The following is a 24,296-nucleotide window of genomic DNA, read 5'->3' as shown; positions in this document are numbered from 1 at the left end:
GACGATGACACAGCAGACCGACGGGCCCGCCGCCACCGCGCAGCCCGCACAGCCCACGAGCGCCCCCGCTTCCCCGGAACGCGGGCTCATCACCGCCACCGAGGTCGACCACATCCCGACCCTGCTGGCTCCCACGTCCGGCGGCCCGGTCACCGCCGGGCTGTACTTCCGGGTCGGGGCGGCGGACGAGACGCTCGCCACGGCCGGCCTCACCCACCTCGTGGAGCACCTGGCGCTGCACCGGCACGGTGTCTCGGACCTCCACTACAACGGCTCCACCGCCGCCACCCACACCCACTTCGTGGTGTCCGGGACCATCGAGGAGGTCGTCACCTACCTCAACGGGGTCTGTGCCTCCCTGCGGGACCTGCCGGTCGAACGGCTCGCCACCGAGCGGGAGATCCTGCGGACCGAGCAGGCGGGCCGCGGCCGGGGCCCCAACCACTCCCTGCCGCTGTGGCGTTACGGGGCCCGGGGCTACGGGCTCGTCACCTACCCGGAGTACGGCACGCTGCACCTGACGGCCGACGCGGTGCGCGACTGGGCCAGGACCTGGTTCACCCGGGACAACGCGACCCTGTGGATCACCGGCGACACCGTGCCCGAGGGGCTGGACCTGACCCTGCCGGCGGGCCGGCGGCAGCCGCTGCCCGCACCGTCCTCGGCCCTGCCCGTCACCCCTGCGTACATCACGGGCGGCAGCGGCGGAGTGGTGCTGGACGGCATCGTGCGGCGCAGTTCGGCGGCGTCCCTCTTCGCGGACGTGCTGGGCCGGGCGCTCTACACGGACCTGCGGCAGAAGGGCGGCTACTCCTACACCGCCGACTGCGGCTACCACCCGCGCGACAACGACCACGCGACCATCACCGCCTACGCGGACGCGCTCCCGCAGAAGCAGGACGCGGTGGTGGGCGGTTTCATCGACGTACTGGCACGGCTGTGCGCCGGAACGATCGGGCAGGCCGAGCTGGACTCGGCCCGGTCGAAACGCCTCAAGCAGTACGAGACCCCGGACCTCGGCGCGGCCTCTCTGCCCTCGCACGCACTGAACGTACTGACGGGACACGCCAACCTCACCCCCGAGGAACAGCGCGCCGAACTGGCCGCCGTCACCGTCGAGGACCTGCGCGACGTGGCCCGCGAACTGCACGCCTCCGCCCTGATCCAGGTACCGGGGCGGCCCGTGGACTGGGCGGGCTTCACCGAGGCTCCGCAGTGGTCGACCCCGGTGGACCCCGCCCCGGCGAGCACCGTGCACCGGTCACGGGCCGACCACAACGTGAGCCTGGCCGTCGGACCGGAGGCCGTCACCCTGGCCACACCCGCCGGGCAGATCACCGTGCGGTACGACGCGTGCGCCGCGATGCGCGTCTTCCCGGACGGGGCCCGGCACCTCATCGGCTTCGACGCGTTCGTGGTGGAGGTGGAGCCGACGCTGTACGCGAAGCTCACCCCGGACCGGATCGCGGTCATCGACGCGGAGGTCCCGGCCGGGGCCGCGGTCCCCATGCCCGCACGCGACCCGGACGAGGTCCCGCAGCCCCCCGCGCGACGCGGCGTGCTGAAGGGCCGGGCGCTGGGGATGCTGCGCTCCCTGCGGCCGGGGCGCGGCTGACAGGCCGCGCGGAACACGGAGCACGGAAGGGCGGAACACGGAAAGGCGGCGGGCCCGTGCCGGCAGGCCCGCCGCCGCCCGGCTGCGGCCGGTGACGGTGCCTGTGCGCCTTTCCGCCCGGCACCATGCCGGCCGTGAACCTTTCCGGCCGCTGCGGACAACAGGGGTGACAGTCACACCGACCGACGCACCCCTGGAGGCGCAGTGACCGGACCACCTCCGGCCCGCCCCGACACCGAGCACGAGGGCGAGGGCCGGGCGAGAGACGACGCGGACGTCATCGCGCAGTCCCTCGACGAACCCGAACTGTTCGCCGGGCTGTACGACCGGCATGCCCCGGACATCCACCGCTACGCCGCCCGCCGCCTCGGCGAGGGCGCGGCGGACGACATCACGGCGGAGACGTTCCTCATCGCGTTCCGCACGCGGAGCCGCTACGACACCGCCCACCGGCTGGCCCGGCCCTGGCTGTACGGCATCGCCGCCAACCTGATCGGCAAGCACCGCCGTACCGAGGTCCGCGCGCTGAAGGCGCTGGCCCGCACCGGCCACGACCCGGTGGCCGCGTCCTGGAGCGACCGCTCGGACGACCGGCTGACCGTCCAGGCCCCCCTGGCGGGGGCACTCGCCTCGCTCTCCACCGGCGACCGGCACGTCCTGCTGCTCGTCGCCTGGGCGGACCTCGGCTACCAGGAGGTGGCCGACGCGCTGCGGATACCGCTGGGCACGGTCAGATCCCGGCTGAACCGGGCCCGCCGCAAGGTCCGCGAGGCCCTCAGCACCGATCCCGCGTTCACCTCGGCCGAACAGGAGCTGAACCCGTCATGGACGAACTGACCCGGCTGCGGGAGCTGCGCGCAGACGCCCCCGTACCCGACCGCGCCGCCCTCGCCCCCGGCCGCGCACGCCTGACCGACGCCATCGCGGGCCGGAACCGCCGCGCCCGCGGGCTGCGGGCCGACTGGCGGTTCGCCTCCCTCGGCGCGGTGGTGGCGATCACCGCGGCGGCGCTGTTCATCACCCAGCTCGTGGACACCCCCGCGCCCCGGCCCTCGGCCCCGGCGACCGTGGCGGGCGACCTCGACCTGTCCGGCCCGGAGGCCGCCCTGGGGCGGGCCGCCGACTTCCTGGAGCGGCAGGAGGTGCCCCCGGAGCCGAGGACCGACCAGTGGATCTACCTCTGGCAGGTCGGCGGAGTGCCGGCCCAGCCGACCAGGAAGGACGGGTCGGAGCCCGAAGTGAAGGGCACCTTCGAAGTGCCGGATCCCGAGCCCTCCTGGATCCCGTACGACGACAAGGCCGCGGAGAACGACGAGTCCGACACGGACTACCGGACCGCCCGCGAGTCCTACGAGATCGCCGCGGATCTCCCGGAGGAACCCGAGGCCCTCCTCGCGGCACTGCGGAAGGTCTTCCCCACCGGCAGCGGACCCGACGGACCCCCCGAGGCCAAGGACGAGCACAGCTTCCGCGCCCTGCACGTCCTGCTGGAGTCCTACCCGATCCCGCCCGACGCTCTGGCCCGCATCTACCGGGCGATGGCCACGGTCGGCGACGTAAAGGTGACCGACCACCTGATCCGGGACGCCTCCGGCCGCCAGGTCATCGCCGTGACCCGCGAACACGACGGAGGTGACACCCGGCGCGAGATCCTCATCGACCCCGTCGACTACAGCTACGCGGGAATGCGCGACGTGGTCACCAGGACCCACGAGGTCTCCGCCCCCGATGACCCCATTGCCATGGTCTACCGGCGCGGCGACGTCCTGATGGACGTCGCGAGGGTCAAGGCGGCCGTCGTCGACGCCAAGGGCCAGAAGCCCTGACCGTACCGCTCGCTCGCACCGTCCACGGGCGCGGGCCCGGTGTCCGGCACAGGGGAGCGGACACCGGGCCCGCGGCCATCGGCCGCCCCCGCCCCACCACCCACGTGACCGAGCCCACCCCCCACACCGTTAAAACTCCCGCAACAATGAACAGGTGATCACCTCACCCGCACGGAGCCCCCACCGTCGCACCGAGCACGCGCCGACCCCCTACGTCGACCTCTCGCGCGACGAGTGGAGCGCACTGCGGGACAAGACACCGCTGCCGCTGACCGCCGACGAGGTGGAGCGGCTGCGGGGGCTCGGGGACGTCATCGACCTGGACGAGGTGCGGGACGTCTACCTGCCGCTCTCCCGGCTGCTCAACCTGTACGTCCAGGCCACCTCCGGGCTGCGCGGCGCGCTGAACACCTTCCTCGGGGACGCCGGGAACGGGCACGGGGCGCAGCGCGGCACCCCGTTCGTCATAGGGGTCGCGGGCAGTGTCGCCGTAGGCAAGTCCACCAGCGCCCGTATCCTCCAGGCGCTGCTGGCCCGCTGGCCCGAGCACCCGCGCGTCGAGCTGGTGACCACGGACGGGTTCCTGCTGCCGATGAAGGAGCTCAAGGCGCGCGGGCTGACCTCCCGCAAAGGGTTCCCGGAGTCCTACGACCGGCGCGCCCTGACCCGCTTCGTCGCCGACATCAAGGCGGGCAAGGACGAGGTGACCGCACCCGTCTACTCGCACCTGATCTACGACATCGTCCCCGGCGAACGGCTCACCGTGCGCCGCCCCGACATCCTCATCGTCGAGGGCCTCAACGTCCTCCAGCCCGCGCTGCCCGGCAGCGACGGCCGCACCAGGGTCGGGCTCGCCGACTACTTCGACTTCAGCGTGTACGTGGACGCCCGCGCCGAGGACATCGAGACCTGGTACCTGAACCGCTTCCGCAAGCTGCGCGCCACCGCGTTCCAGGACCCGTCCTCGTACTTCCGCAAGTACACCCAGGTCTCCGAGGACGAGGCACTGGACTACGCGCGCACCATGTGGCGGACCATCAACAAACCGAATCTGCTGGAGAACGTCGCGCCGACGCGCGGCCGTGCCACCCTGGTGCTCCGCAAGGGCCCGGACCACAAGGTCCAGAAGCTGTCCCTGCGCAAGCTCTGAGCCAGCTCCGACCGCTTCGCCCTGGGGAGGCCGCCCACGTGCTGCACCTGCGTCTGATCGTGCCCGCCGACACCACGGACGAGGTCGTGTCCCTGCTGGAGTCGACCGTCGGCACCGCCCATCTGGTGGTCCTGCCGGGCGCCGCCCGCTCCCCCGCCGGCGACGTGGTGATGTGCGACGTGGCGCGCGAGGCCGGCGACGAGCTGATCGGTGCGCTGCGCCGCCTCGGCATCGACCGGACCGGGTCGATCACCATGGAGAACATGGAGCTGACGCTCTCCGACCACGCCGACCGGGCGGAGGAGGAGGCGCCCGGCGATGGTGCCGACGCGGTGCTGTGGGAGGAGCTGACGGAGGCGACGCACGAGGAGTCGACGTTCTCCATCACCTACGTCTCCTTCCTCGCCCTCGCCACGATGCTCGCCGCCTGCGGGGTGATGCTCGACAACGCGGTGCTGATCGTGGGCGCGATGGCGGTCGGCCCGGAGTTCGGTCCGCTGGCCGGGATCTCCACGGCCCTCGTGCAGCGCGCCCCGCGCCTGGTGGCGCGGTCACTGTGGGCCCTGGTCGGCGGCTTCGCCCTGGCGATGCTGATCACCGCGGGCTTCGCCTGGCTGATGGACGCCTTCGGCCTCTTCAACAGCGGGATGATCGACAAGCCCCGGCCCAACACCGGGTTCATCTGGCACCCGGACTGGATGTCGTTCGTCGTGGCGTTCCTCGCGGGCGTCGCCGGGACGCTCTCGCTCACCTCCGCGAAGTCCGGGGCGCTGATCGGGGTGGCGATCTCGGTGACGACCGTCCCGGCCGCCGCCAACGCGGCCGTCGCGTTCAGCTACTCCGACTACCAGCAGACCGTCGGATCCGGGCAGCAGCTGCTCGCCAACCTCGGCGGGATCATCCTCGCGGGCACGCTGACGCTGCTGCTCCAGAAGGCCCTGCTGAGGTTCCGGCGCGCGCGGAAGCCCTCACCCAGCACACCAGGGACTTCCGTGCGCACCTGACCGTGCGCCGGGCCGCCTGCTCCTGCCGGTGCGAACCGTGCGGGGCCGGTGTAGAGAGGAGGCATGTCCCAGCGCCGCACAGGACCCCGCCCCCGGTGGGCGCTGGTCGCCATCCCGATCGCCTGGATCGTCGCGGTGTCCGTGATCGACGTGCTCGCCCCGCCCGACATCCATCTCGGTCCGCTGCTCGTCGCGGCCCCGGCGATCACGCCGTCGTTCGGCGGGCCCCGGACCGTGGGCCTGGTCGCGGCGCTGGCGGTCGTCGCGCAGACGCTCATCGGGGTCATCCGCGATCCTGACGATCTTCTCTCGGCCAACCACGAGGCACAGATCATCGCCCTGATCCTGGTCGGCACGAGCCTGGTGGTCTTCTGCGTCCTGCGGGAGCGTCGCGCGGAGGAGCTGACGCAGGTGCGGTACGTGTCCGAGGTCGCCCAGCGCGTGGTCCTGCCGCCGCTGCCCGGGAAGCTCGGCCCCCTGCGCGCCTCCGCCCTCTACCTCGCCGCCGAGGCCCGGATCGGCGGGGACCTGTACGCGGCGGCGCGCACCACCTCCGGAACCCGGCTGATCGTCGGCGATGTGCAGGGCAAGGGGATGACCGCGGTCAACGACGCCGCCCTGCTGCTCGGAGCGTTCCGCGTCGCCGCCCACCGCGAGGCCGCCCTCGACGAGCTGATGACCTACCTCGACCGGAGCGTGTGCTGGGACCTGACGGAACCGGGCGAGACGAGCCGCTACGGAGAAACGTTCATCACCGCCACCGTCATGGACATCCCCGACCGGAACGGCCCGGTCCGGATGATCTCCTGCGGGCACCCGCCGCCGGTGATCCTGCACGACGGCCGGCCGACGACGATCGACGTCCGTCGCCCCGCGCCCCCGCTGGGCCTGGGCGAACTGACCTCCCCCCGGTACCACGTCGACAGCTTCCCGTTCGAGCCGGGAGACCTCCTGCTGGTGCACACGGACGGCGTCACCGAGGCCCGCGACGCCACCGGCGCCTTCTACCCGCTCACCGACCGCATCACCGGCTGGAGCGAGAGCGACCCCGACGCCTTCCTCACCCGCTTCCGGCACGACCTGCTGCGCCACGTCGGCGGCCACCTGAACGACGACGCCGCCATGGTCGTCGTCACCCGCCCCTCGCTACCAGGGACGTGACCACGCGACATCACACCGAACAACGCCGCACCGCACCGCGCGACCACCCGGCACCGTACGCGAAGGCCCCCGGCGACCACATGGATTCCCGTGGTCGCCGGGGGCCTTCCGCACGCGGCGCGAAGGGGCGTCGCAGCTCAGCCCAGCGCGGACTTCACCACATCGGCCAGCCGGCCCGCGACGGCCCGCGCCTGCTCGATGTCGGCGGCCTCGACCATGACCCGCACCAGCGGCTCCGTGCCCGACTGGCGCAGCAGTACGCGCCCGGTCTCGCCCAGCTCGCGTTCCGCCTCGACGACCGCGGTGGCCAGCTCGGAGGAGGTGTTCACCCGGGTCTTGTCGACGTCGGGGACGTTGATGAGGACCTGCGGCAGACGCTGCATGACCCCGGCCAGCTCGGCGAGGCTCCGGCCGGTGGCGGCGAGGCGGGCCGCCAGCATCAGGCCCGTCAGCGTGCCGTCGCCGGTCGTGGCGTGGTCCAGGACGATGACGTGCCCGGACTGCTCGCCGCCGAGCGCGAAGCCCTCGGCCTTCATCGACTCCAGGACGTACCGGTCGCCGACCGCCGTCTGGACGAGCCGGATGCCCTCGCGCTCCATGGCCAGCTTGAAGCCGAGGTTCGACATCACGGTGCCGACGACGGTGTCCTTGCGGAGCTGACCGGCGTCCCGCATCGCGAGGGCCAGCACGGCGAGGATCTGGTCGCCGTCGACCTCCTCGCCCGAAGCGTCCACTGCGAGGCAGCGGTCGGCGTCGCCGTCGTGCGCGATGCCGAGGTCGGCCCCGTGCTCGACGACGGCGGCGCGCAGCAGCTCCAGGTGGGTGGAGCCGCAGCCGTCGTTGATGTTCAGGCCGTCCGGGTCCGCCCCGATGGTGACGACCTCGGCCCCGGCCCGCGCGAACGCCTCGGGCGAGACCCGGGCGGCGGCGCCGTGCGCCTCGTCCAGGACGACCTTGAGACCGTCGAGCCGGTTGGGAAGGACGCCGATGAGGTGGGCGACGTACCGGTCGAAGCCCTCCGTGTAGTCGGTGACCCGGCCGACGCCGGCGCCGGTCGGGCGGTTCCACGGCTCACCCGTGCGGTGCTGCTCGTAGACCGTCTCGATGCGGTCCTCCAGCTCGTCGGCGAGCTTGTGACCGCCGCGCGCGAAGAACTTGACGCCGTTGTCGGGCATCGCGTTGTGGCTGGCGGAGAGCATCACGCCGATGTCCGCGCCGAGCGAGCCGGTCAGATACGCCACGGCGGGCGTCGGCAGGACGCCGACGCGCAGCACGTCCACACCGGCGCTGGCCAGGCCCGCCACGACGGCGGCCTCCAGGAACTCTCCGGAGGCCCGCGGATCACGTCCGACCACGGCGGTCGGGCGATGGCCCGCGAAGGTGCCCGCCTCGGCGAGTACGTGCGCCGCCGCGACCGAGAGGCCGAGCGCGAGCTCGGCCGTCAGATCGGCGTTGGCGACACCGCGTACTCCATCCGTACCGAAGAGTCGTCCCACTGGTGTCCTCCGAAGTGCTCCGAAACCACAAACCACTGCACAGCAAACGAACTGAGCAACCGAACCATGCAAGCAACGCAATCAACGCGAGCAACGCTTGCAGGACAAGCGGCGAACAACCGCGAAGAGGCACGTCGGGCGGCGTGGCGCGACCGACCTGCCGATGCGCGACAGCGCTCACCGGGGTCGCGGTCCGTCGCGGTCCCGTCCCGTCCTGTCCAGTCCGGCCCAGTTCCAGTCCAGTCCGGCCCAGCCCCGGTCCGATGAACGCCTTATGCCGTTATACGCCCGCGAGCGCCGATAAACGAACGCCCCAGCGGCACGGAGTGTGCCGCCGGGGCGAACGTGGCAGTCGAGCAGGCGATGTTTAGCGCTTGCTGTACTGCGGGGCCTTACGGGCCTTCTTGAGACCGGCCTTCTTGCGCTCGACCGCACGGTCGTCGCGGGAGAGGAAGCCGGCCTTCTTCAGCGTGGCGCGGTTGTTGTCCACGTCCGCCTCGTTCAGCGAGCGGGCCACACCGAGGCGCAGCGCGCCGGCCTGGCCGGAGACACCGCCACCCGAGATGCGGGCCACGACGTCGTAGCGACCGTCGAGCTCGAGAACCTTGAAGGGCTCGTTGACTTCCTGCTGGTGCACCTTGTTGGGGAAGTAGTCCTCAAGGGTGCGACCGTTGATCTTCCACTTGCCGGTGCCCGGGATGATCCGGACGCGGGCGATGGCGTTCTTGCGACGGCCAAGGCCGGCCGCGGGCTGCGGGTCGCCGAAGCGGCCCGCGAGCGACTCGGAGGTGTACTCACCCTCGACGGGGACCTCGGACTCGAAGGTGGTCACCTCGGCGAAGGTCTCCTCGCCCTCGGTGCCCTCGACGGGGGTCTCAACAGTGGTCTCGGCCACGATTCTCCTCAGATCTTTCTGTATGTCTTAGGGGGTGGCCGGAACTACTGCGCGACCTGGGTGATCTCGAACGGGACCGGCTGCTGAGCAGCGTGCGGGTGCTGGTCGCCCGCGTAGACCTTGAGCTTCGAGAGCATCTGACGGCCCAGGGTGTTCTTGGGGATCATGCCCTTGATGGCCTTCTCGACGGCCTTCTCGGGGTTCTTCGAGAGCAGCTCGTCGTAGCGCACCGAACGGAGACCGCCCGGGAAGCCGGAGTGGCGGTACGCCATCTTCTGGGTCTTCTTGTTGCCGGACAGGTGAACCTTGTCGGCGTTGATGATGATGACGAAGTCGCCCATGTCCATGTGGGGGGCGTAGATCGCCTTGTGCTTGCCTCGGAGGAGGTTCGCAGCCGTGGTGGCCAGACGGCCCAGGACGATGTCCTGAGCGTCAATGATGTGCCACTGGCGCGTGACATCGCCGGGCTTGGGGCTGTACGTACGCACTTCGCAGCCTTCGCTTCTTCAGTGGATGGGATCCAGACACACGGCACCTCTGAAGCGATATGCAGCTGGGGCTCACAATGCCGGGGACGCTGCCCGTATGCGAGCCACTGGTAACTGCTCCAGGGAACCTACGTAAGGCCCTTCGCGTGAGAACGACGAAGCCAATACGTATAACAAACGGAGAGCCTACCGGGGAGCCCCCGCACGGGTCAAAACGACCCCGCTGAACCGGCCCCCGCCGCCCTCACTCGGCTTCGCCGCACCCTCCCGGCCCCGCCGAAGCCCGAGGCGACGTTCCCAGCCCCGCCGCACCCCTCCCGGCCCGGCCGACGCCCGAGGCGCCCTTCCTCAGCCCCGCCGCACCCTCCCAGCTCCGCCGCACCCCTCCAGCCCCGCCGGCGCTTGAGGCGACCGTTCCCAGCCCCGCCGGCGCTTGAGGCGACGTTCCCAGCCCCGCCGGCGCTTGAGGCGACCGTTCCCAGCCCCGCCGGCGCTTGAGGCGACGTTCCCAGCCCCGCCGGCGCTTGAGGCGCGGGGGCCCGGGGGCAGCGCCCCCGCAACGACGCCGCACGGCCCCCCGCACCCGCACCCACCCCGACTCCCCGCCGCCGACCGCCAAGGTCACCGCACCCGCTCCACCCTCCGCTCGTCCCACACCGGCTCCGCCGTCTCCCGCACGACGCCGTCCGACCCGAAGACCAGATACCGGTCGAAGGACTTCGCGAACCACCGGTCGTGCGTGACGGCCATCACCGTGCCGTCGTACACCTCAAGACCGTCCTGCAACGCCTCCGCCGACTCCAGGTCCAGGTTGTCCGTCGGCTCGTCCAGCAGCAGCGCCGTCGTGCCGGCCAGCTCCAGGAGCAGGATCTGGAACCGCGCCTGCTGCCCGCCGGACAGCTTCTCGAACGGCTGGTCCCCCTGCCGCTCCAGCTCGTAGCGCCGCAGCACCGACATCGCCCCGCCCCGGTCCTTGGCGTGCTCGGACCAGAGGATCTCCACCAGCGTCTTGCCGAGCAGCTCCGGATGCGCGTGCGTCTGGGCGAAGTGCCCGGGCACGACCCGCGCCCCGAGCTTCCACTCCCCCGTGTGCGCCACCGGCTCCCCCGCCAGCAGCCGCAGGAAGTGGGACTTGCCCGACCCGTTGGAGCCGAGGACCGCGACCCGCTCCCCGTAGTAGATCTCCAGGTCGAACGGCTTCATCAGCCCGGTCAGCTCCAGGCCCTTGCAGGTCACCGCCCGCACCCCGGTCCGGCCGCCGCGCAGCCGCATCCTGATGTCCTGCTCGCGCGGCGGCTCCGGCGGCGGGCCGGCCTCCTCGAACTTCTTGAAGCGGGTCTGCATCGCGTGGTAGCGGTTCGCCATGTCGGGGCTGTTCGCCGCCTGCTGCCGCATCCGCAGGACGAGCGCCTTCAGCCGGGCGTGCTCCTCCTGCCAGCGCCGCAGCAGCTCCTCGAAGCGGGCGAAGCGCTCCTTGCGCGCGTCGTGGTACGTGGCGAAGCCGCCGCCGTGCACCCATACGTCGCTGCCCGCCGGACTCGGCTCGACACTGACGATCTTCTCGGCGGCACGGGACAGCAGCTCCCGGTCGTGGGAGACGAAGAGGACCGTCTTGCGGGTCTCCTTCAGCTTCCCCTCCAGCCACCGCTTGCCCGGCACGTCCAGATAGTTGTCCGGCTCGTCCAGCAGCAGGACCTCGTCGGGCCCGCGCAGCAACGCCTCCAGCACCAGCCGCTTCTGCTCGCCGCCGCTGAGCGTGCGGACCTCGCGCCACTGCGCCTTCTCGTACGGGACGCCCAGCGCGGCCATGGTGCACATGTCCCAGACCGTCTCGGCCTCGTAGCCCCGCGCCTCCGCCCAGTCGCTCAGCGCCTGGGCGTACGCCATCTGCGCGGCCTCGTCGTCGACGGTGAGGATGCGCTCCTCGGCCGCGTCGACGGCCTTGGCGGCCTCCCTGATCCGAGGCTGCGCCACGGACACCAGGAGGTCCCGTACGGTCCGCTCGTCCCGCACCGAGCCCACGAACTGCGGCATGACGCCGAGCCCGCCGCTCACCGACACCGTGCCGCCGTGCGGCTGGAGCTCACCGGCGAGCAGCCGCAGCAAGGTCGTCTTCCCCGCGCCGTTCGCCCCGACGAGCGCGACGACGGCCCCGTCGGCCACCCGGAACGAGGCGTCGCCGAGCAGCACCCGCCCGTCCGGTAGGTAGTACTCCAGGTGGCCTGCTTCGAGATGTCCCATACAGAGCATTGTCACGGTCCGCGAACTCCTGGCCCAACCGGTTTACGTCACCCCCTGAGACCGACCGGCAATCGAGGGGCGGCGTCGCGGGGCTGGGCACGCTCCTTCTCCCACCCCCCAATTGCCGGTCGGTCTAAACTGCGCGCATGAGCTTTGGGCAAGGGGGGGCCTCCTGGGGGCCCGGGGGCGACGGGACTCCGGACTGGGCGGCGCTGGCGGAGGAATCCGCGGCGCGCGCCCGCCGGAAGAAGCTGATGATGATCGGCGGTGGCGCACTGGCCACCGTGGCGATAGGCGCGATCGTGACCACGGCCGTGGTCACGTCGAACGGCGGCGGCACGGGCAAGGCGGACAAGAACGCGAGCCGGCTGCCCGCGCCCGCCGACCTCCCGGAGGACACGTCGGCGCCCGCGCCCTCGTTCTCCTCGGTCGCACCGCCGCCCCCGCCGGACCCCAAGGAGTACATCTCCAGCGCCAAGAAGGACAGGGCGCCGATCACCGCCGACGGGTTCTTCCCCGGCAAGCGGCTCACCATGGGCGGCCGCGTCCACCTCAAGGGCGCGACGAGCGACACCGCGAAGTGCGCGACGGGCACGCAGGGCGCCCTCGGCTCGGTCCTCGTGAACAACGGCTGCGACCGGCTCATCCGGGCCACCTACCGCAAGGACGGGGTGGCCGTCACGGTCGGCGTCGCCGTCTTCGAGACCGAGGCCCGCGCGAAGAAGGCCGTCGACCAGAGCTCGGGCGGCCTCGCCTCCCTCAGCGGCGGAGGCATCGACACCTTCTGCCGGGGCGGCACGGTCTGCCTGCGCACCGCCAACTCCTACGGCCGCTATGCCTACTTCACCGTCGGCGGCTTCCTCGACGGCAAGCGGGTCACGGCGGCCGACAAGGGCGTCTACGCGGTCAACAAGGACCTGACGAACTTCACGTTCCGCCAGATCCACCGCCGGGGCCAGCTCCAGGCCTCGCAGGCGGTGCAGGCCGGTTCGTAGCCGGGCCACCCCGGCAGGATCACGCACGAGGCTCAGAGGCTCAGAGGCTCAGAGGCTCAGAGGCTCAGAACTCCAGGTCCCAGGTCCCAGGGCACCGCGCACCCCCACCGAAGCTGAACGTGTTCAATAATGGACACGCGAGGGCCCCTGCCCCCGCCGGGGGGCGCGGGCCCTCCGCACGCCGAGGCACGTGCGAAGGACGACTCCCATGAGCAACCCGGCAGCCCCGACCGAGGCCAGAGCCTGGAGCGCCCCCGGGCCCCGGAGGAAGGCCCGCCGCTTCGCCGTCGGCTACATCGGCCTGGTCCTGGCCATCGCCCTGGCCTACGAGCTCGCCGGCCGCCCGTCGGCCCTCGACGCGACGACGGCCCTGATGTCCTTCCCGGGCACCGTCCTGGTGCTGGTCGCCTTGGTCTATCCGCTGGTCATGCTGCTCGGCGACAGCTCCGGGACGGAGGAGACCGGGTTCAGCCTCCTCACGCCCCTGTTCCAGGGGGCCGGGGCGCTGGCCAACGTCCTGATCGTGTGGGGCGTCCTCGCCCTCGTACGCCACTTCAGGAGCGAGGCCCACCGCAGCCGCGACCGCTGAGCGCGTACGCCCTCAGCAGCACCCCGCCCCCGGCAACGTCCTGACGTTCCGTGCCTCCACGGCACGGGCCGCCAGCAACTCGTCCGCCGGGTACGCCACTTCCTCCAGCGTCAGCCCGTGCGGGCGCACCACGTGCACCCCGGGGTCGCGCACCTTCGCGGCGAGCACCTCGGCGGGCCAGCCGGCCGGCCGCCGCCCGTCGCCGACGAACAACGCCGCCCCGATCAGGGCCCGCACCATGTTGTGGCAGAACGCGTCCGCCTGCACGGTCGCGGTCAGCACCCCGGACGCCGGGTCCCGCACCCAACTCAGCTTCTGGAGCGTACGGATGGTCGTCGCGCCCTCTCGCTTCTTGCAGTACGCCGCGAAGTCGTGCTCGCCCACCATCAGCGCTGCCGCCTCGTTCATCGCGTCCACGTCCAACGGCCGGTCGTGCCACAGCACATGACCCCGGATCAGCGGATCGACGCCGCCGGGCCGGTCCCCCACCCGGTAGGCGTACCGCCGCCACAGCGCGGAGAACCGGGCGTTGAACCCGGCCGGCGCGGGGGCCGCGCGCCAGATCCGTACGTCCAGTGGCAGCCGGCCCGCCAGCCGCCTCAGCAGCTTCTCCTCGTGCTCGGCCCAGACCGCCTCCGGCAGGTCCACATGGGCCACCTGGCCGCGCGCGTGCACCCCGGCGTCCGTCCGGCCGGCCACCGTCAGGTCGTACGTCACGGCGGAGCGGGTCACGGTCCGCAGCGCGTCCTCGATCTCGCCCTGCACCGTGCGCCGGCTGGTCTGCTTCGCCCAGCCGGAGAAGTCCTTGCCGTCGTACGCCAGGTCCAGCCGCACCCGTACGAACCCGGGCTCCGCCTCGTCACTCACCGTGTCTCCCTCTCCCCCACCCCTGGTCAGCGAAACGGGCCCGCACCGCCCCGAAGGGTGATGCGGGCCCGTTCCGTGGTCCGTCTCAGAACGCTCAGGCGTCCTTCGACTCCGCGTCGTCGGCCGGCTTGGCGTCCTCGACGGACTCGGCCGCGGGGGCCTCGTCCTTCTTGAGGGCGTCTTCCTTGACCGCACGCTTCGTCGCGGCCTCGGCCTCACCGGTGGCCTGCTGGGCCACGGTCAGCGCCTCGACCAGCTCGATGACCGCCATCGGGGCGTTGTCGCCACGACGGTTGCCGATCTTGGTGATACGGGTGTAACCACCGGGGCGGTTCTCGTACCGGGGAGCGATCTCGGTGAAGAGCGTGTGGACGATGCTCTTGTCCGTGATCGTCTGGAGCACCAGGCGACGGTTGTGGATGTCGCCCTTCTTCGCCTTGGTGACGAGGCGCTCGGCGACCGGACGCAGGCGACGGGCCTTGGCCTCGGTCGTCGTGATGCGGCCGTGCTCGAACAGCGACTTCGCCAGGTTGGCGAGGAGCAGACGCTCGTGCGCGGCGCTGCCGCCCAGACGGGCACCCTTTGCGGGACGCGGCATGGTGATTCTCCTTGTGTGCTGCACCGGCCGTATCAGGTACCGGTGTCAGTTCCCGTGAGGCGGACGCCTCCCGGAAGTGAAAGCGGCCGTTCGGGCCGATGTGTCAGCCCGTCCGGCGATTGAGGACGAGGCCTCGGCCCGGGCCCGGGGCGCCTTCGGAATCGGGCGCCCCGGCCGGGAGGTGACTCAGTACTGCTCGGTCTCCACGAAACCGGCGTCCGCGTCGTCGTCGGCGCCGAAGGCGTCGGCGGCGGCGGTCGGGTCGAAGCCGGGAGGCGAGTCCTTGAGCGCGAGGCCCATACCGGCCAGCTTCGCCTTGACCTCGTCGATCGACTTGGCGCCGAAGTTGCGGATGTCGAGCAGGTCCGCCTCGGAACGGGCCACGAGCTCACCCACGGAGTGGATGCCCTCGCGCTTGAGGCAGTTGTACGACCGAACGGTGAGCTCCAGCTCCTCGATCGGCAGGGCGAGATCGGCGGCGAGCGCGGCGTCCGTCGGCGACGGGCCCATGTCGATGCCCTCGGCGTCGATGTTGAGCTCGCGCGCCAGACCGAACAGTTCGACCAGGGTCTTACCGGCCGACGCCATGGCGTCACGGGGACGCATGGCCTGCTTGGTCTCGACGTCGACGATCAGCTTGTCGAAGTCGGTGCGCTGCTCGACACGGGTCGCCTCGACCTTGTACGTGACCTTGAGCACCGGCGAGTAGATGGAGTCGACCGGGATGCGGCCGATCTCCTGGCCGACCTGCTTGTTCTGGACGGCGGAGACGTAGCCGCGACCGCGCTCGACGGTCAGCTCCATCTCCAGCTTGCCCTTGCCGTTGAGCGTGGCGAGAACGAGGTCGGGGTTGTGCACCTCGACACCGGCCGGGGGCGCGATGTCGGCGGCGGTGACCAGACCCGGGCCCTGCTTGCGCAGGTACATCACGACGGGCTCGTCGTGCTCCGAGGAGACGACCAGCTGCTTGATGTTGAGGATGAGGTCGGTGACGTCCTCCTTGACGCCCGGCACGGTGGTGAACTCGTGCAGGACCCCGTCGATCCGGATGCTGGTGACAGCGGCACCGGGGATCGAGGAGAGGAGGGTGCGGCGGAGGGAGTTGCCGAGGGTGTAACCGAAGCCCGGCTCCAGCGGCTCGATCACGAACCGGGAGCGGAACTCGTCGACGACCTCTTCGGTCAGCGACGGACGCTGAGCGATAAGCATGCGGTGATCCTTCAGTCGTGGGCACCCACTATTTGATGCCCGACAGATGTAACAAGGGTACGGGCGGTACGCCCCGTAAGAGGTGTACCGCCCGGACCGAACGCTACTGACGCACGGCCGTCACCGGCCGTGACGCATCAGACGCGGCGACGCTTCGGCGGACGGCAGCCGTTGTGCGGCGTCGGGGTGACGTCCTGGATCGAACCGACCTCCAGGCCGGTGGCCTGGAGCGAGCGGATCGCGGTCTCACGGCCGGAGCCGGGACCCTTGACGAAGACGTCGACCTTGCGCATGCCGTGCTCCTGCGCGCGGCGGGCGGCCGACTCGGCGGCCATCTGCGCGGCGAAGGGGGTGGACTTGCGCGAGCCCTTGAAGCCGACGTGGCCGGCGGAGGCCCAGGAGATCACGTTGCCCGAGGGGTCCGTGATCGAGACGATGGTGTTGTTGAACGTGCTCTTGATGTGCGCGTGGCCGTGAGCGACGTTCTTCTTTTCCTTGCGACGCACCTTCTTGGCTGCGCCCTGACGACCCTTGGGGGGCATGTCTTGACTCCAGATGGAGAGGGGAGGTGATCGGTCCTACAGCGAAGACCGCTGGTTGCTGCGGGTTCCGGAGAACCGGAGGTCCGCAGTGCGTCCGCTGAGGACTACTTCTTGCCCGGCTTCTTCTTACCGGCGATGGCGCGACGCGGGCCCTTGCGGGTACGCGCGTTCGTGCTGGTGCGCTGACCGTGGACCGGCAGACCGCGGCGGTGACGAATGCCCTGGTAGCAGCCGATCTCGATCTTGCGGCGGATGTCGCCCTGGACCTCGCGGCGGAGGTCACCCTCGGTGCGGAGGTTGGCGTCCACGTACTCGCGGATCTTGACGAGGTCTTCCTCGGCAAGGTCGCGGACGCGGGCGTCCGGGTTCACGCCGGTGGAGGCGAGGATCTCCTTGGACCGGGTGCGCCCGATGCCGAAGACGTAGGTGAGGGCAACCTCCACGCGCTTTTCGCGCGGGATGTCAACACCTGAAACGCGTGCCATTCAATGGCTCCAGTTGTTAGATCGGGGGTCTTCCGCAGTGCCACTCCCGACCGCCGACCGCTCACGAGGAGCGGTGGTACGTCCGGGTCCCCGGCCCCCGCCGGAGGTGTCGTCAGCCGTGGCTTGGACGGGCTCTGCGTATGTACGAATTACGTGCGTCGCGCGAAGAACTGCGAGATGCAGGCGGTCGTGCGTCAGCCCTGGCGCTGCTTGTGGCGCAGGTTGTCGCAGATGACCATGACCCGACCGTGACGGCGGATCACCTTGCACTTGTCGCAGATCTTCTTGACGCTCGGCTTGACCTTCATGGGATGTCAGGTTCTCCGGGTCAGTGCCATCACCCGCCGAAACGGGATGCCGGCAAGATCTACTTGTAGCGGTAGACGATCCGGCCACGCGTCAGGTCGTACGGAGAGAGCTCCACCACGACCCGGTCATCCGGGAGGATGCGGATGTAGTGCATCCGCATCTTGCCGCTGATGTGCGCCAGGACCTTGTGACCGTTCTGGAGCTCCACCTTGAACATTGCGTTCGGGAGGGACTCGATCACGGTGCCCTCAATCTCGATGGCACCTTGCTTCTTGGCCACGCTTCGCCTTTCGAATCGGCTACCTTGATCGGCTCCTGCTCATCGGTGCGCTGATATGCGGGCACACTGATGCACGAGAGCCGACGAGTCAGTCTACGTCAGCGGACTCCAAAAGACGAATCCGTCAAGTTTGCCCAGCCGGAGTGATCCTTAGACCTCCCGGAGGGGTCACATCACCCCAGAGGGTCGGGGGCCGCTTCCACTCCGTACTCCGCGAGCTTCGCCCTGCCGCAGTCCGGGGCGGTCAGGACCAGGGGGCCCTGTTCGGTCAGCGCGATGGAGTGCTCCCAGTGCGAGGACCAGGTGCCGTCCGTCGTGATGACCGTCCAGTCGTCGCTCAGGGTCTCCGTGCGCGCCGTACCGAGCGACACCATGGGCTCGATCGCCAGGCAGACGCCCGGGACCAGCTTGATGCCCTTGCCGCGCTTGCGGGAGACGTAGTTCAGCAGATGCGGGTCCATGTGCATCTCGGTGCCGATGCCGTGGCCGCCGAAGTCCTCGATGATCCCGTACTTCCCGGTCGCCGGCCGGGGCTGGCGGCGGATGTAGGACTCGATCGACCGGGAGATGTCGACGAGGCGGTTGTTCACCTTCATCGCGGCGATCCCGGCCCACATCGACTCCTCGGTCACCCGGGAGAGCTCGATCAGCTCCGGAGCGTGACCGGTGCCCACGAAGGCCGTGTAGGCCGCGTCGCCGTGCCAGCCGTCGACGATCGCGCCGGCGTCGATCGAGATGATGTCGCCGTCCTTCAGGACCGTCTTCTCGTCCGGGATGCCGTGGACGACGACCTCGTTGACCGAGGTGCAGATGGTCGCGGGGAACCCGCCGTAGCCGAGGAAGTTCGACTTGGCTCCGTGGTCGGCGATCACCTTGCGGGCGACCTGGTCCAGGTCGTGCGTGGTGGCCCCGGGAACGGCCGCCTCACGGGTGGCGGCGTGAATGGCAGCGACCACCAGGCCCGCCTCGCGCATCTTCGCGATCTGCTCGGGGGTCTTGATCTGCACCATTGCTCGGCGCCTCTCTGCATCGACGGTGACGGGTACGGCTCGGCGTGTTCAACGATACGGGGCGCAAGCAGTCGGCCGCGGCGCCATGGGAGGCGCCGCGGCCGGCTTGCACTACGGGTGGTGCGGGGTGACGCTCAGCCCTCGTCGGAGGCCTTCAGCGCCTCCATGGCGCGGGCGGTCACGTCCGCGACCTTGCCCAGCGCGGAGATGGTCACCACCAGGCCCTGGGCCCGGTAGTAGTCGATGATCGGCTCGGTCTGCGTGTGGTAGACCTCCAGCCGGGTGCGGACCGTCTCCTCGCTGTCGTCGTCCCGCTGGTACAGCTCGCCGCCGCAGGCGTCGCAGACGCCCTCGGTCTTCGGCGGGTTGTACGTCAGGTGGAAGACGTGCGCGCTGTCGTTGCGGCAGACGCGGCGACCCGCGATCCGCTTCACGACCTCGTCCTCGGGGACCTCGAGATCGAGGACCGCGTCCAGCTTCACGCCCTCGTCCTTGAGCATCACGTCAAGGGCTTCGGCCTGGCCCACGTTCCGCGGGAAGCCGTCCAGCAGGAAGCCGCCCGCGGCGTCCGACTGGGCCATACGGTCCTTGGCCATCCCGATGGTGACCTCGTCCGGCACCAGCTGCCCCGCGTCCATGTAGGCGCGGGCCTGCTTGCCAAGGTCGGTGCCCTGGCTGATGTTGGCGCGGAAGAGGTCGCCCGTGGCGATGTGCGGAATCGAGAGGTTCTGAGCAAGGTACGCAGCCTGCGTTCCCTTGCCGGCACCCGGAGGCCCGACGAGGACGATTCGCATCAGCGGAGGAACCCTTCGTAATTGCGCTGCTGGAGCTGACTCTCGATCTGCTTCACGGTCTCCAGACCCACACCCACGATGATGAGGATGCTCGTCCCTCCGAAGGGGAAGTTCTGGCTAGCACCGCCGAAGCCTGCCAACGCCATCGTCGGCACCAGAGCGATCAGGCCCAGATACAGCGAGCCCGGCCAAGTGATCCTGTTGAGCACGTAGCTCAGGTACTCGGCAGTAGGTCGACCTGCCCGGATACCCGGGATGAAGCCACCATACTTCTTCATGTTGTCGGCGACTTCGTCGGGGTTGAACGAAATGGCCACGTAGAAGAAGGCGAAGAACACGATGAGAACGAAGTACGTCGCGATGTAGTACGGGTGCGTACCGTCCACGAAGTGGTCCTGGATCCAGGTGGCCCAGCCTCCGCTCGACCCGGAGAACTGAACGATCAACGCGGGGATGTAGAGCAGCGACGAGGCGAAGATGACCGGAATCACACCCGCCTGGTTCACCTTCAGCGGGATGTACGTGGACGTACCGCCGTAGGACCGGCGCCCGATCATGCGCTTCGCGTACTGCACCGGAATGCGGCGCTGGGCCTGCTCGACGAAGACGACGAGGCCGACCATCACGAAGCCGATGAGGATGACGGTGCCGAACTCGATCCAGCCGTCCGCCAGCTTGCCGCTCTCCTTGATGGCCCACAGGGCGCCGGGGAACGTGGCGGCGATCGAGATGAACATGAGGATCGACATGCCGTTGCCGATGCCGCGGTCGGTGATCAGCTCACCGAGCCACATGACGGCGGCCGTACCGGCGGTCATCGTGAGGACCATGATGACCGTGGTGAAGATCGACTTGTCCGCGACGATCTGGCTTCCCACGGAGCAGTTCTGGAAGAGCGCACCGCTACGGGCGGTCGCGACCAGGCCGGTGCCCTGGAGGATGGCCAGCGCGACCGTCAGATAACGCGTGTACTGCGTGATCTTCGCCGTGCCGGACTGCCCCTCCTTCTTCAGGGCTTCCAGCCGTGGGATGACCACGGTCAGCAGCTGGAGAATGATGCTCGCCGTGATGTACGGCATGATGCCGAGCGCGAAGATGGTGATCTGCAGCAGGGCGCCACCGCTGAACATCTGCATCAGACCGAGGAGGCCACCCGAGTCGGCCTGGTCGATGCACTGCTGCACCTTCGCGTAGTCGACGCCGGGGGCCGGGACGTGCGCCCCGAGCCGATAGATCACGATGATGCCGAGCGTGAAGAGCAGCTTCTTGCGCAGGTCGGGCGTCTTGAACGCTCGGGCGAACGCGGTGAACACGGTGCCTCCTGCGACCCCCGCGCTATGCGTCAGAGGCGACGGGTCTGGATGGGACTGGACGGGATCGGATACAAGGCAGCCCTACATCGTAAGGAGGCCACAAAAGATTAACGGCGCCACCCTACCCGGCCCAGGACTGAGCCGGAAACACGCGCCGCACACCGGTGCACGGCCCGCTTCCCGGCCCGCGCCGCGAAAGACCGGCCAAGCCGCACCATTTGGGACGTGAACGCCCCTCCGCTCCCCCACCGCCGGTGCGGTGGACACCCGTTCAACCTTTCCCGAGCCTTTACGGTTCCCGTACAGCGGCACAAACACAGAAAAGCCTGGCCGGCCACCTCCGAAGAGGCAGCCGGCCAGGCTCAGTTCTGTCCCGCGGCTCAGACGAGCTCGGTGACCGTACCGCCGGCGGCGGTGATCTTCTCCTTGGCGGAGCCGGAGACGGCGTCAACCGAAACCTGCAGCGCCACGGAGATCTCGCCCTGTCCGAGGACCTTGACGAGGTGGTTGTTGCGCACGGCGCCCTTGGCGACCAGGTCGGCCACCGTGACCTCTCCACCCTCGGGGTAGAGCGTCGCGAGCTTGTCCAGGTTCACGACCTGGTACTCCGTGCGGAACGGGTTCTTGAAGCCCTTGAGCTTCGGGAGACGCATGTGGAGGGGCATCTGGCCACCCTCGAAGCGCTCCGGAACCTGGTAACGAGCCTTCGTACCCTTGGTACCACGGCCTGCGGTCTTACCCTTGGACGCCTCACCACGACCCACACGGGTCTTGGCGGTCTTGGCGCCCGGGGCAGGCCGGAGGTTGTGGGCCTTCAGCGGGCTGTTCTCCGCCATGTCAGTCAACCTCCTCAACCGTCACGAGGTGGCGGACGGTGTGCACCATTCCGCGGAACTCGGGGCGGTCCTCCTTGACAACCGAGTCGTTCAGGCGCTTGAGCCCGAGCGAACGCAGGGTGTCGCGGTGGTTCTGCTTGCTGCCGATGTACGACTTCGTCTGCGTGATCTTGAGGCGAGCCATTACGCACCCGCTCCCGCACGTGCACGAAGCAGAGCCGCGGGGGCGACGTCCTCGAGGGGCAGACCGCGGCGGGCCGCGATCTCCTCGGGACGCTGCAGGCCCTGGAGGGCCGCCACGGTCGCGTGCACGATGTTGATCGCGTTGGACGAGCCAAGCGACTTCGACAGGATGTCGTGAACGCCGGCGCACTCGAGCACGGCACGCACCGGGCCACCGGCGATAACACCGGTACCGGGGGACGCCGGCTTGAGCAGGACGACGCCCGCAGCCTTCTCGCCCGTGATCGGGTGAGGGATGGTGCCCTGGATGCGCGGGACCTTGAAGAAGTTCTTCTTGGCCTCTTCGACACCCTTGGCGATGGCCGCGGGAACTTCCTTGGCCTTGCCGTATCCGACACCGACGGTGCCGTCACCATCGCCCACCACGACCAGCGCGGTGAAGCTGAAGCGACGACCACCCTTCACAACCTTGGCGACGCGGTTGATCGCGACGACGCGCTCGACGTACGCGGTCTTCTCGGCGGCGCTGGCGCCACCGTCACGGCCCTTCCGGTCCCGCCGCTCGCCGCCACCGGCACCGCTTCCGCGGCGCTGGGGTCCAGCCATTGGATTTACCTCTCTCTGTTACGTCCGCTGTGCGTAGGAACCGGGGCTTAGAACTTCAGCCCGGCTTCACGGGCGGCGTCAGCCAGAGCGGCAATCCGCCCGGCGTACTGGTTACCACCGCGGTCAAACACGACGGCCTCGACGCCTGCGGCCTTGGCACGCTCGGCGACCAGGGCGCCGACCTGCTGGGCCTGGGCGCTCTTGTCACCCTCGCCACCACGGATCGAGGTGTCCAGGGTCGACGCCGACGCGAGCGTGTGGCCCGCGATGTCGTCGATGACCTGGGCCACGATGTGGCGGTTGGAACGCGTCACGACCAAGCGAGGACGCTCCGGCGAACCGGAGATGTGCTTGCGGACGCGGATGTGGCGGCGCTTGAGGGCGGCACGCTTGTACGCGTCGCCCTTGGCGATCTTCACACCGTATGCCATGGCTACTTACCAGCCTTTCCGACCTTGCGGCGGATGACCTCGCCCGCGTACTTGACGCCCTTGGCCTTGTACGGGTCGGGCTTCCGCAGCTTGCGGATGTTGGCGGCTACCTCGCCGACCTTCTGCTTGTCGATGCCCTCGACGCTGAGCTTCGTGGGCGACTCGACCTTGAAGGTGATGCCTTCCGGAGCCTCGATGAGGATCGGGTGGCTGTAGCCCAGGGCGAACTCCAGGTTGGAGCCCTTCGCCTGGACGCGGTAACCGACACCGCTGATCTCGAGCGCCTTGGAGTAACCCGCGGTCACGCCGGTGATCATGTTCGCCACCAGCGTGCGGGACAGGCCGTGGAGGGCCTTGTTCTGACGCTCGTCGTTCGGGCGGGAGACGTTGAGCACGCCGTCCTCACCCTTGGAGACCTCGATCGGCGCGGCAACGGTGTGCGTGAGGGAACCCTTGGGGCCCTTCACCGCGACCGTGCGGCCATCGATGGTGACGTCCACACCGGCGGGAACCTGGATGGGGAGCTTGCCGATTCGCGACATGAGCTTTCCTTCCTTTCCCGACTACCAGACGTAGGCGAGGACTTCCCCACCTACGCCCTTCTTGCCTGCCTGCTGGCCGGTCAGGAGACCGTGGGACGTGGAGATGATCGCCACGCCCAGGCCGCCGAGAACCTTCGGCAGGTTGGTGGACTTTGCGTATACACGCAGACCCGGCTTCGAAATCCGCTTGATGCCGGCGATCGAGCGCTCGCGGTTCGGGCCGAACTTCAGCTCGAGGACGAGGTTCTTGCCGACCTCGGCGTCCTCGACCTTCCAGCCGGTGATGAAGCCCTCCTGCTGGAGGATCTCCGCGATGTGCGACTTGATCTTGCTGTGCGGCATCGAGACATCGTCGTGATATGCCGAGTTCGCGTTACGCAGACGCGTGAGCATGTCTGCGATGGGATCAGTCATGGTCATGAGTTGGCCTTCGGCCTCTCTCGCCGGGGTTTCCTGTATGCGCCATCCCTCTCCCCACTCAGTGGCGGGACGGGTGCGGTGCGGGGACCTACGGCGTAGTAAGTCGGTCGTGGGCGGCAGGCGCCCAACCCTTCAAGCCTACGGCATGAAAGGAGGGGCTCCTGCCGACCCAGATGCTTACCGAGAGTCTCCGGAACTTCCCTTTGCCCGAGGGCAGAGGGGAGTTACCAGGAGCTCTTGGTCACGCCCGGCAGCTCGCCACGGTGAGCCATCTCACGAAGGCACACGCGGCACAGGCCGAACTTGCGGTAGACGGAGTGGGGCCGGCCGCAGCGCTGGCAGCGGGTGTACCCGCGCACGCCGAACTTCGGCTTACGGGCGGCCTTAGCGATCAGAGCCTTCTTCGCCACG

Annotated in this window: 29 protein-coding genes; 8 read left to right on the top strand and 21 right to left on the bottom strand. The window is 69.7% G+C overall.

Features of this window, described 5'->3' with window-relative positions; all coding sequences use genetic code 11:
* Nucleotides 1–4 precede the first annotated feature (4 nt).
* From OG245_RS23165 to OG245_RS23140, 6 genes are all read left to right on the top strand, one after another.
* A complete protein-coding gene (locus OG245_RS23165) occupies nucleotides 5–1,615 on the top strand; it encodes a M16 family metallopeptidase (protein ID WP_371625371.1) in 1,611 nt (536 codons plus the stop codon).
* A gap of 204 nt (nucleotides 1,616–1,819) precedes the next feature.
* Nucleotides 1,820–2,452, top strand: coding sequence for an RNA polymerase sigma factor (locus tag OG245_RS23160; protein ID WP_371625370.1), 633 nt, complete (start codon nucleotides 1,820–1,822; stop codon nucleotides 2,450–2,452).
* Entirely contained in the window at nucleotides 2,440–3,441 is a 1,002-nt protein-coding gene (locus tag OG245_RS23155; RefSeq protein ID WP_371625369.1) for a CU044_5270 family protein, read from the top strand. Before OG245_RS23160 ends, OG245_RS23155 begins: the two co-directional genes overlap by 13 nt.
* Nucleotides 3,442–3,595: 154 nt before the next feature.
* Nucleotides 3,596–4,591, top strand: coding sequence for a type I pantothenate kinase (gene coaA, locus OG245_RS23150; protein WP_371625368.1), 996 nt, complete (start codon nucleotides 3,596–3,598; stop codon nucleotides 4,589–4,591).
* A 38-nt stretch (nucleotides 4,592–4,629) separates the two neighbouring features.
* The gene (locus OG245_RS23145) at nucleotides 4,630–5,595 is read left to right on the top strand and encodes a DUF389 domain-containing protein (RefSeq protein ID WP_371625367.1); all 966 of its coding nucleotides are present in this window, start codon (nucleotides 4,630–4,632) and stop codon (nucleotides 5,593–5,595) included.
* A gap of 63 nt (nucleotides 5,596–5,658) precedes the next feature.
* Nucleotides 5,659–6,756, top strand: coding sequence for a PP2C family protein-serine/threonine phosphatase (locus OG245_RS23140; protein ID WP_371625366.1), 1,098 nt, complete (start codon nucleotides 5,659–5,661; stop codon nucleotides 6,754–6,756).
* Nucleotides 6,757–6,893: 137 nt separating this feature from the next.
* Here OG245_RS23140 and glmM read toward each other — a convergent pair whose 3' ends face one another.
* From glmM to OG245_RS23120, 4 genes are all read right to left on the bottom strand, one after another.
* Nucleotides 6,894–8,252, bottom strand: coding sequence for a phosphoglucosamine mutase (glmM, locus tag OG245_RS23135; RefSeq protein WP_371625365.1), 1,359 nt, complete (start codon nucleotides 8,250–8,252; stop codon nucleotides 6,894–6,896).
* 367 nt (nucleotides 8,253–8,619) lie between these two features.
* Nucleotides 8,620–9,147 carry a 30S ribosomal protein S9 gene (rpsI, locus tag OG245_RS23130; RefSeq protein WP_007453146.1) on the bottom strand — a complete coding sequence of 176 codons (528 nt, stop codon included), beginning with the start codon at nucleotides 9,145–9,147 and terminating at the stop codon, nucleotides 8,620–8,622.
* A 44-nt stretch (nucleotides 9,148–9,191) separates the two neighbouring features.
* A complete protein-coding gene (gene rplM / locus OG245_RS23125; RefSeq protein WP_018960214.1) occupies nucleotides 9,192–9,635 on the bottom strand; it encodes a 50S ribosomal protein L13 in 444 nt (147 codons plus the stop codon).
* Between the two features lie 621 nt (nucleotides 9,636–10,256).
* Nucleotides 10,257–11,876: an ABC-F family ATP-binding cassette domain-containing protein gene (locus OG245_RS23120; RefSeq protein ID WP_371625364.1), complete on the bottom strand. Its 1,620-nt coding sequence runs from the start codon at nucleotides 11,874–11,876 to the stop codon at nucleotides 10,257–10,259.
* A 146-nt stretch (nucleotides 11,877–12,022) separates the two neighbouring features.
* On the opposite strand from OG245_RS23120, the gene OG245_RS23115 reads away from it, so the two are divergent.
* Complete coding sequence (locus OG245_RS23115) at nucleotides 12,023–12,871, top strand: hypothetical protein (RefSeq protein ID WP_371625363.1); 849 nt, start codon at nucleotides 12,023–12,025, stop codon at nucleotides 12,869–12,871.
* A gap of 208 nt (nucleotides 12,872–13,079) precedes the next feature.
* Nucleotides 13,080–13,460, top strand: a complete 381-nt coding sequence (locus tag OG245_RS23110; RefSeq protein ID WP_371625362.1) for a hypothetical protein — start codon at nucleotides 13,080–13,082, stop codon at nucleotides 13,458–13,460.
* 12 nt (nucleotides 13,461–13,472) lie between these two features.
* Here OG245_RS23110 and truA read toward each other — a convergent pair whose 3' ends face one another.
* From truA to OG245_RS23025, 17 genes are all read right to left on the bottom strand, one after another.
* On the bottom strand, nucleotides 13,473–14,327 hold the full coding sequence (gene truA, locus OG245_RS23105) for a tRNA pseudouridine(38-40) synthase TruA (protein WP_371625361.1): 855 nt from the start codon (nucleotides 14,325–14,327) through the stop codon (nucleotides 13,473–13,475).
* A gap of 94 nt (nucleotides 14,328–14,421) precedes the next feature.
* Entirely contained in the window at nucleotides 14,422–14,925 is a 504-nt protein-coding gene (rplQ, locus tag OG245_RS23100) for a 50S ribosomal protein L17 (RefSeq protein WP_018960210.1), read from the bottom strand.
* A gap of 186 nt (nucleotides 14,926–15,111) precedes the next feature.
* Complete coding sequence (locus tag OG245_RS23095; RefSeq protein ID WP_003966937.1) at nucleotides 15,112–16,134, bottom strand: DNA-directed RNA polymerase subunit alpha; 1,023 nt, start codon at nucleotides 16,132–16,134, stop codon at nucleotides 15,112–15,114.
* 137 nt (nucleotides 16,135–16,271) lie between these two features.
* On the bottom strand, nucleotides 16,272–16,676 hold the full coding sequence (rpsK, locus tag OG245_RS23090) for a 30S ribosomal protein S11 (protein WP_003956432.1): 405 nt from the start codon (nucleotides 16,674–16,676) through the stop codon (nucleotides 16,272–16,274).
* Between the two features lie 104 nt (nucleotides 16,677–16,780).
* Complete coding sequence (gene rpsM, locus OG245_RS23085) at nucleotides 16,781–17,161, bottom strand: 30S ribosomal protein S13 (RefSeq protein WP_007446719.1); 381 nt, start codon at nucleotides 17,159–17,161, stop codon at nucleotides 16,781–16,783.
* A gap of 194 nt (nucleotides 17,162–17,355) precedes the next feature.
* Nucleotides 17,356–17,469, bottom strand: coding sequence for a 50S ribosomal protein L36 (rpmJ, locus tag OG245_RS23080; RefSeq protein WP_003956441.1), 114 nt, complete (start codon nucleotides 17,467–17,469; stop codon nucleotides 17,356–17,358).
* Nucleotides 17,470–17,528: 59 nt separating this feature from the next.
* Nucleotides 17,529–17,750 carry a translation initiation factor IF-1 gene (infA, locus tag OG245_RS23075; protein ID WP_003956442.1) on the bottom strand — a complete coding sequence of 74 codons (222 nt, stop codon included), beginning with the start codon at nucleotides 17,748–17,750 and terminating at the stop codon, nucleotides 17,529–17,531.
* 173 nt (nucleotides 17,751–17,923) lie between these two features.
* A complete protein-coding gene (map, locus tag OG245_RS23070; RefSeq protein WP_371625360.1) occupies nucleotides 17,924–18,760 on the bottom strand; it encodes a type I methionyl aminopeptidase in 837 nt (278 codons plus the stop codon).
* A 134-nt stretch (nucleotides 18,761–18,894) separates the two neighbouring features.
* A complete protein-coding gene (locus tag OG245_RS23065) occupies nucleotides 18,895–19,554 on the bottom strand; it encodes an adenylate kinase (RefSeq protein WP_266424963.1) in 660 nt (219 codons plus the stop codon).
* The gene (gene secY / locus OG245_RS23060) at nucleotides 19,554–20,867 is read right to left on the bottom strand and encodes a preprotein translocase subunit SecY (RefSeq protein WP_371625359.1); all 1,314 of its coding nucleotides are present in this window, start codon (nucleotides 20,865–20,867) and stop codon (nucleotides 19,554–19,556) included. The genes OG245_RS23065 and secY overlap by 1 nt, the downstream gene beginning before the upstream one ends.
* 380 nt (nucleotides 20,868–21,247) lie before the next feature.
* Nucleotides 21,248–21,703, bottom strand: coding sequence for a 50S ribosomal protein L15 (gene rplO / locus OG245_RS23055; RefSeq protein ID WP_003966942.1), 456 nt, complete (start codon nucleotides 21,701–21,703; stop codon nucleotides 21,248–21,250).
* A gap of 1 nt (nucleotide 21,704) precedes the next feature.
* On the bottom strand, nucleotides 21,705–21,887 hold the full coding sequence (rpmD, locus tag OG245_RS23050; RefSeq protein ID WP_003966943.1) for a 50S ribosomal protein L30: 183 nt from the start codon (nucleotides 21,885–21,887) through the stop codon (nucleotides 21,705–21,707).
* Entirely contained in the window at nucleotides 21,887–22,492 is a 606-nt protein-coding gene (gene rpsE / locus OG245_RS23045; RefSeq protein WP_003966944.1) for a 30S ribosomal protein S5, read from the bottom strand. Before rpsE ends, rpmD begins: the two co-directional genes overlap by 1 nt.
* Nucleotides 22,493–22,539: 47 nt before the next feature.
* Nucleotides 22,540–22,923: a 50S ribosomal protein L18 gene (gene rplR / locus OG245_RS23040; RefSeq protein WP_015610732.1), complete on the bottom strand. Its 384-nt coding sequence runs from the start codon at nucleotides 22,921–22,923 to the stop codon at nucleotides 22,540–22,542.
* A 2-nt stretch (nucleotides 22,924–22,925) separates the two neighbouring features.
* A complete protein-coding gene (gene rplF / locus OG245_RS23035; RefSeq protein WP_007446727.1) occupies nucleotides 22,926–23,465 on the bottom strand; it encodes a 50S ribosomal protein L6 in 540 nt (179 codons plus the stop codon).
* 21 nt (nucleotides 23,466–23,486) lie between these two features.
* Nucleotides 23,487–23,885 carry a 30S ribosomal protein S8 gene (rpsH, locus tag OG245_RS23030; RefSeq protein ID WP_007446728.1) on the bottom strand — a complete coding sequence of 133 codons (399 nt, stop codon included), beginning with the start codon at nucleotides 23,883–23,885 and terminating at the stop codon, nucleotides 23,487–23,489.
* A 224-nt stretch (nucleotides 23,886–24,109) separates the two neighbouring features.
* Complete coding sequence (locus OG245_RS23025; protein WP_003948630.1) at nucleotides 24,110–24,295, bottom strand: type Z 30S ribosomal protein S14; 186 nt, start codon at nucleotides 24,293–24,295, stop codon at nucleotides 24,110–24,112.
* Nucleotide 24,296: the final 1 nt, after the last annotated feature.

Source organism: Streptomyces sp. NBC_01116 (assembly GCF_041435495.1).
Taxonomy (GTDB): Bacteria; Actinomycetota; Actinomycetes; order Streptomycetales; family Streptomycetaceae; genus Streptomyces.
This window is presented reverse-complemented; position numbering and strand designations above follow the sequence as displayed.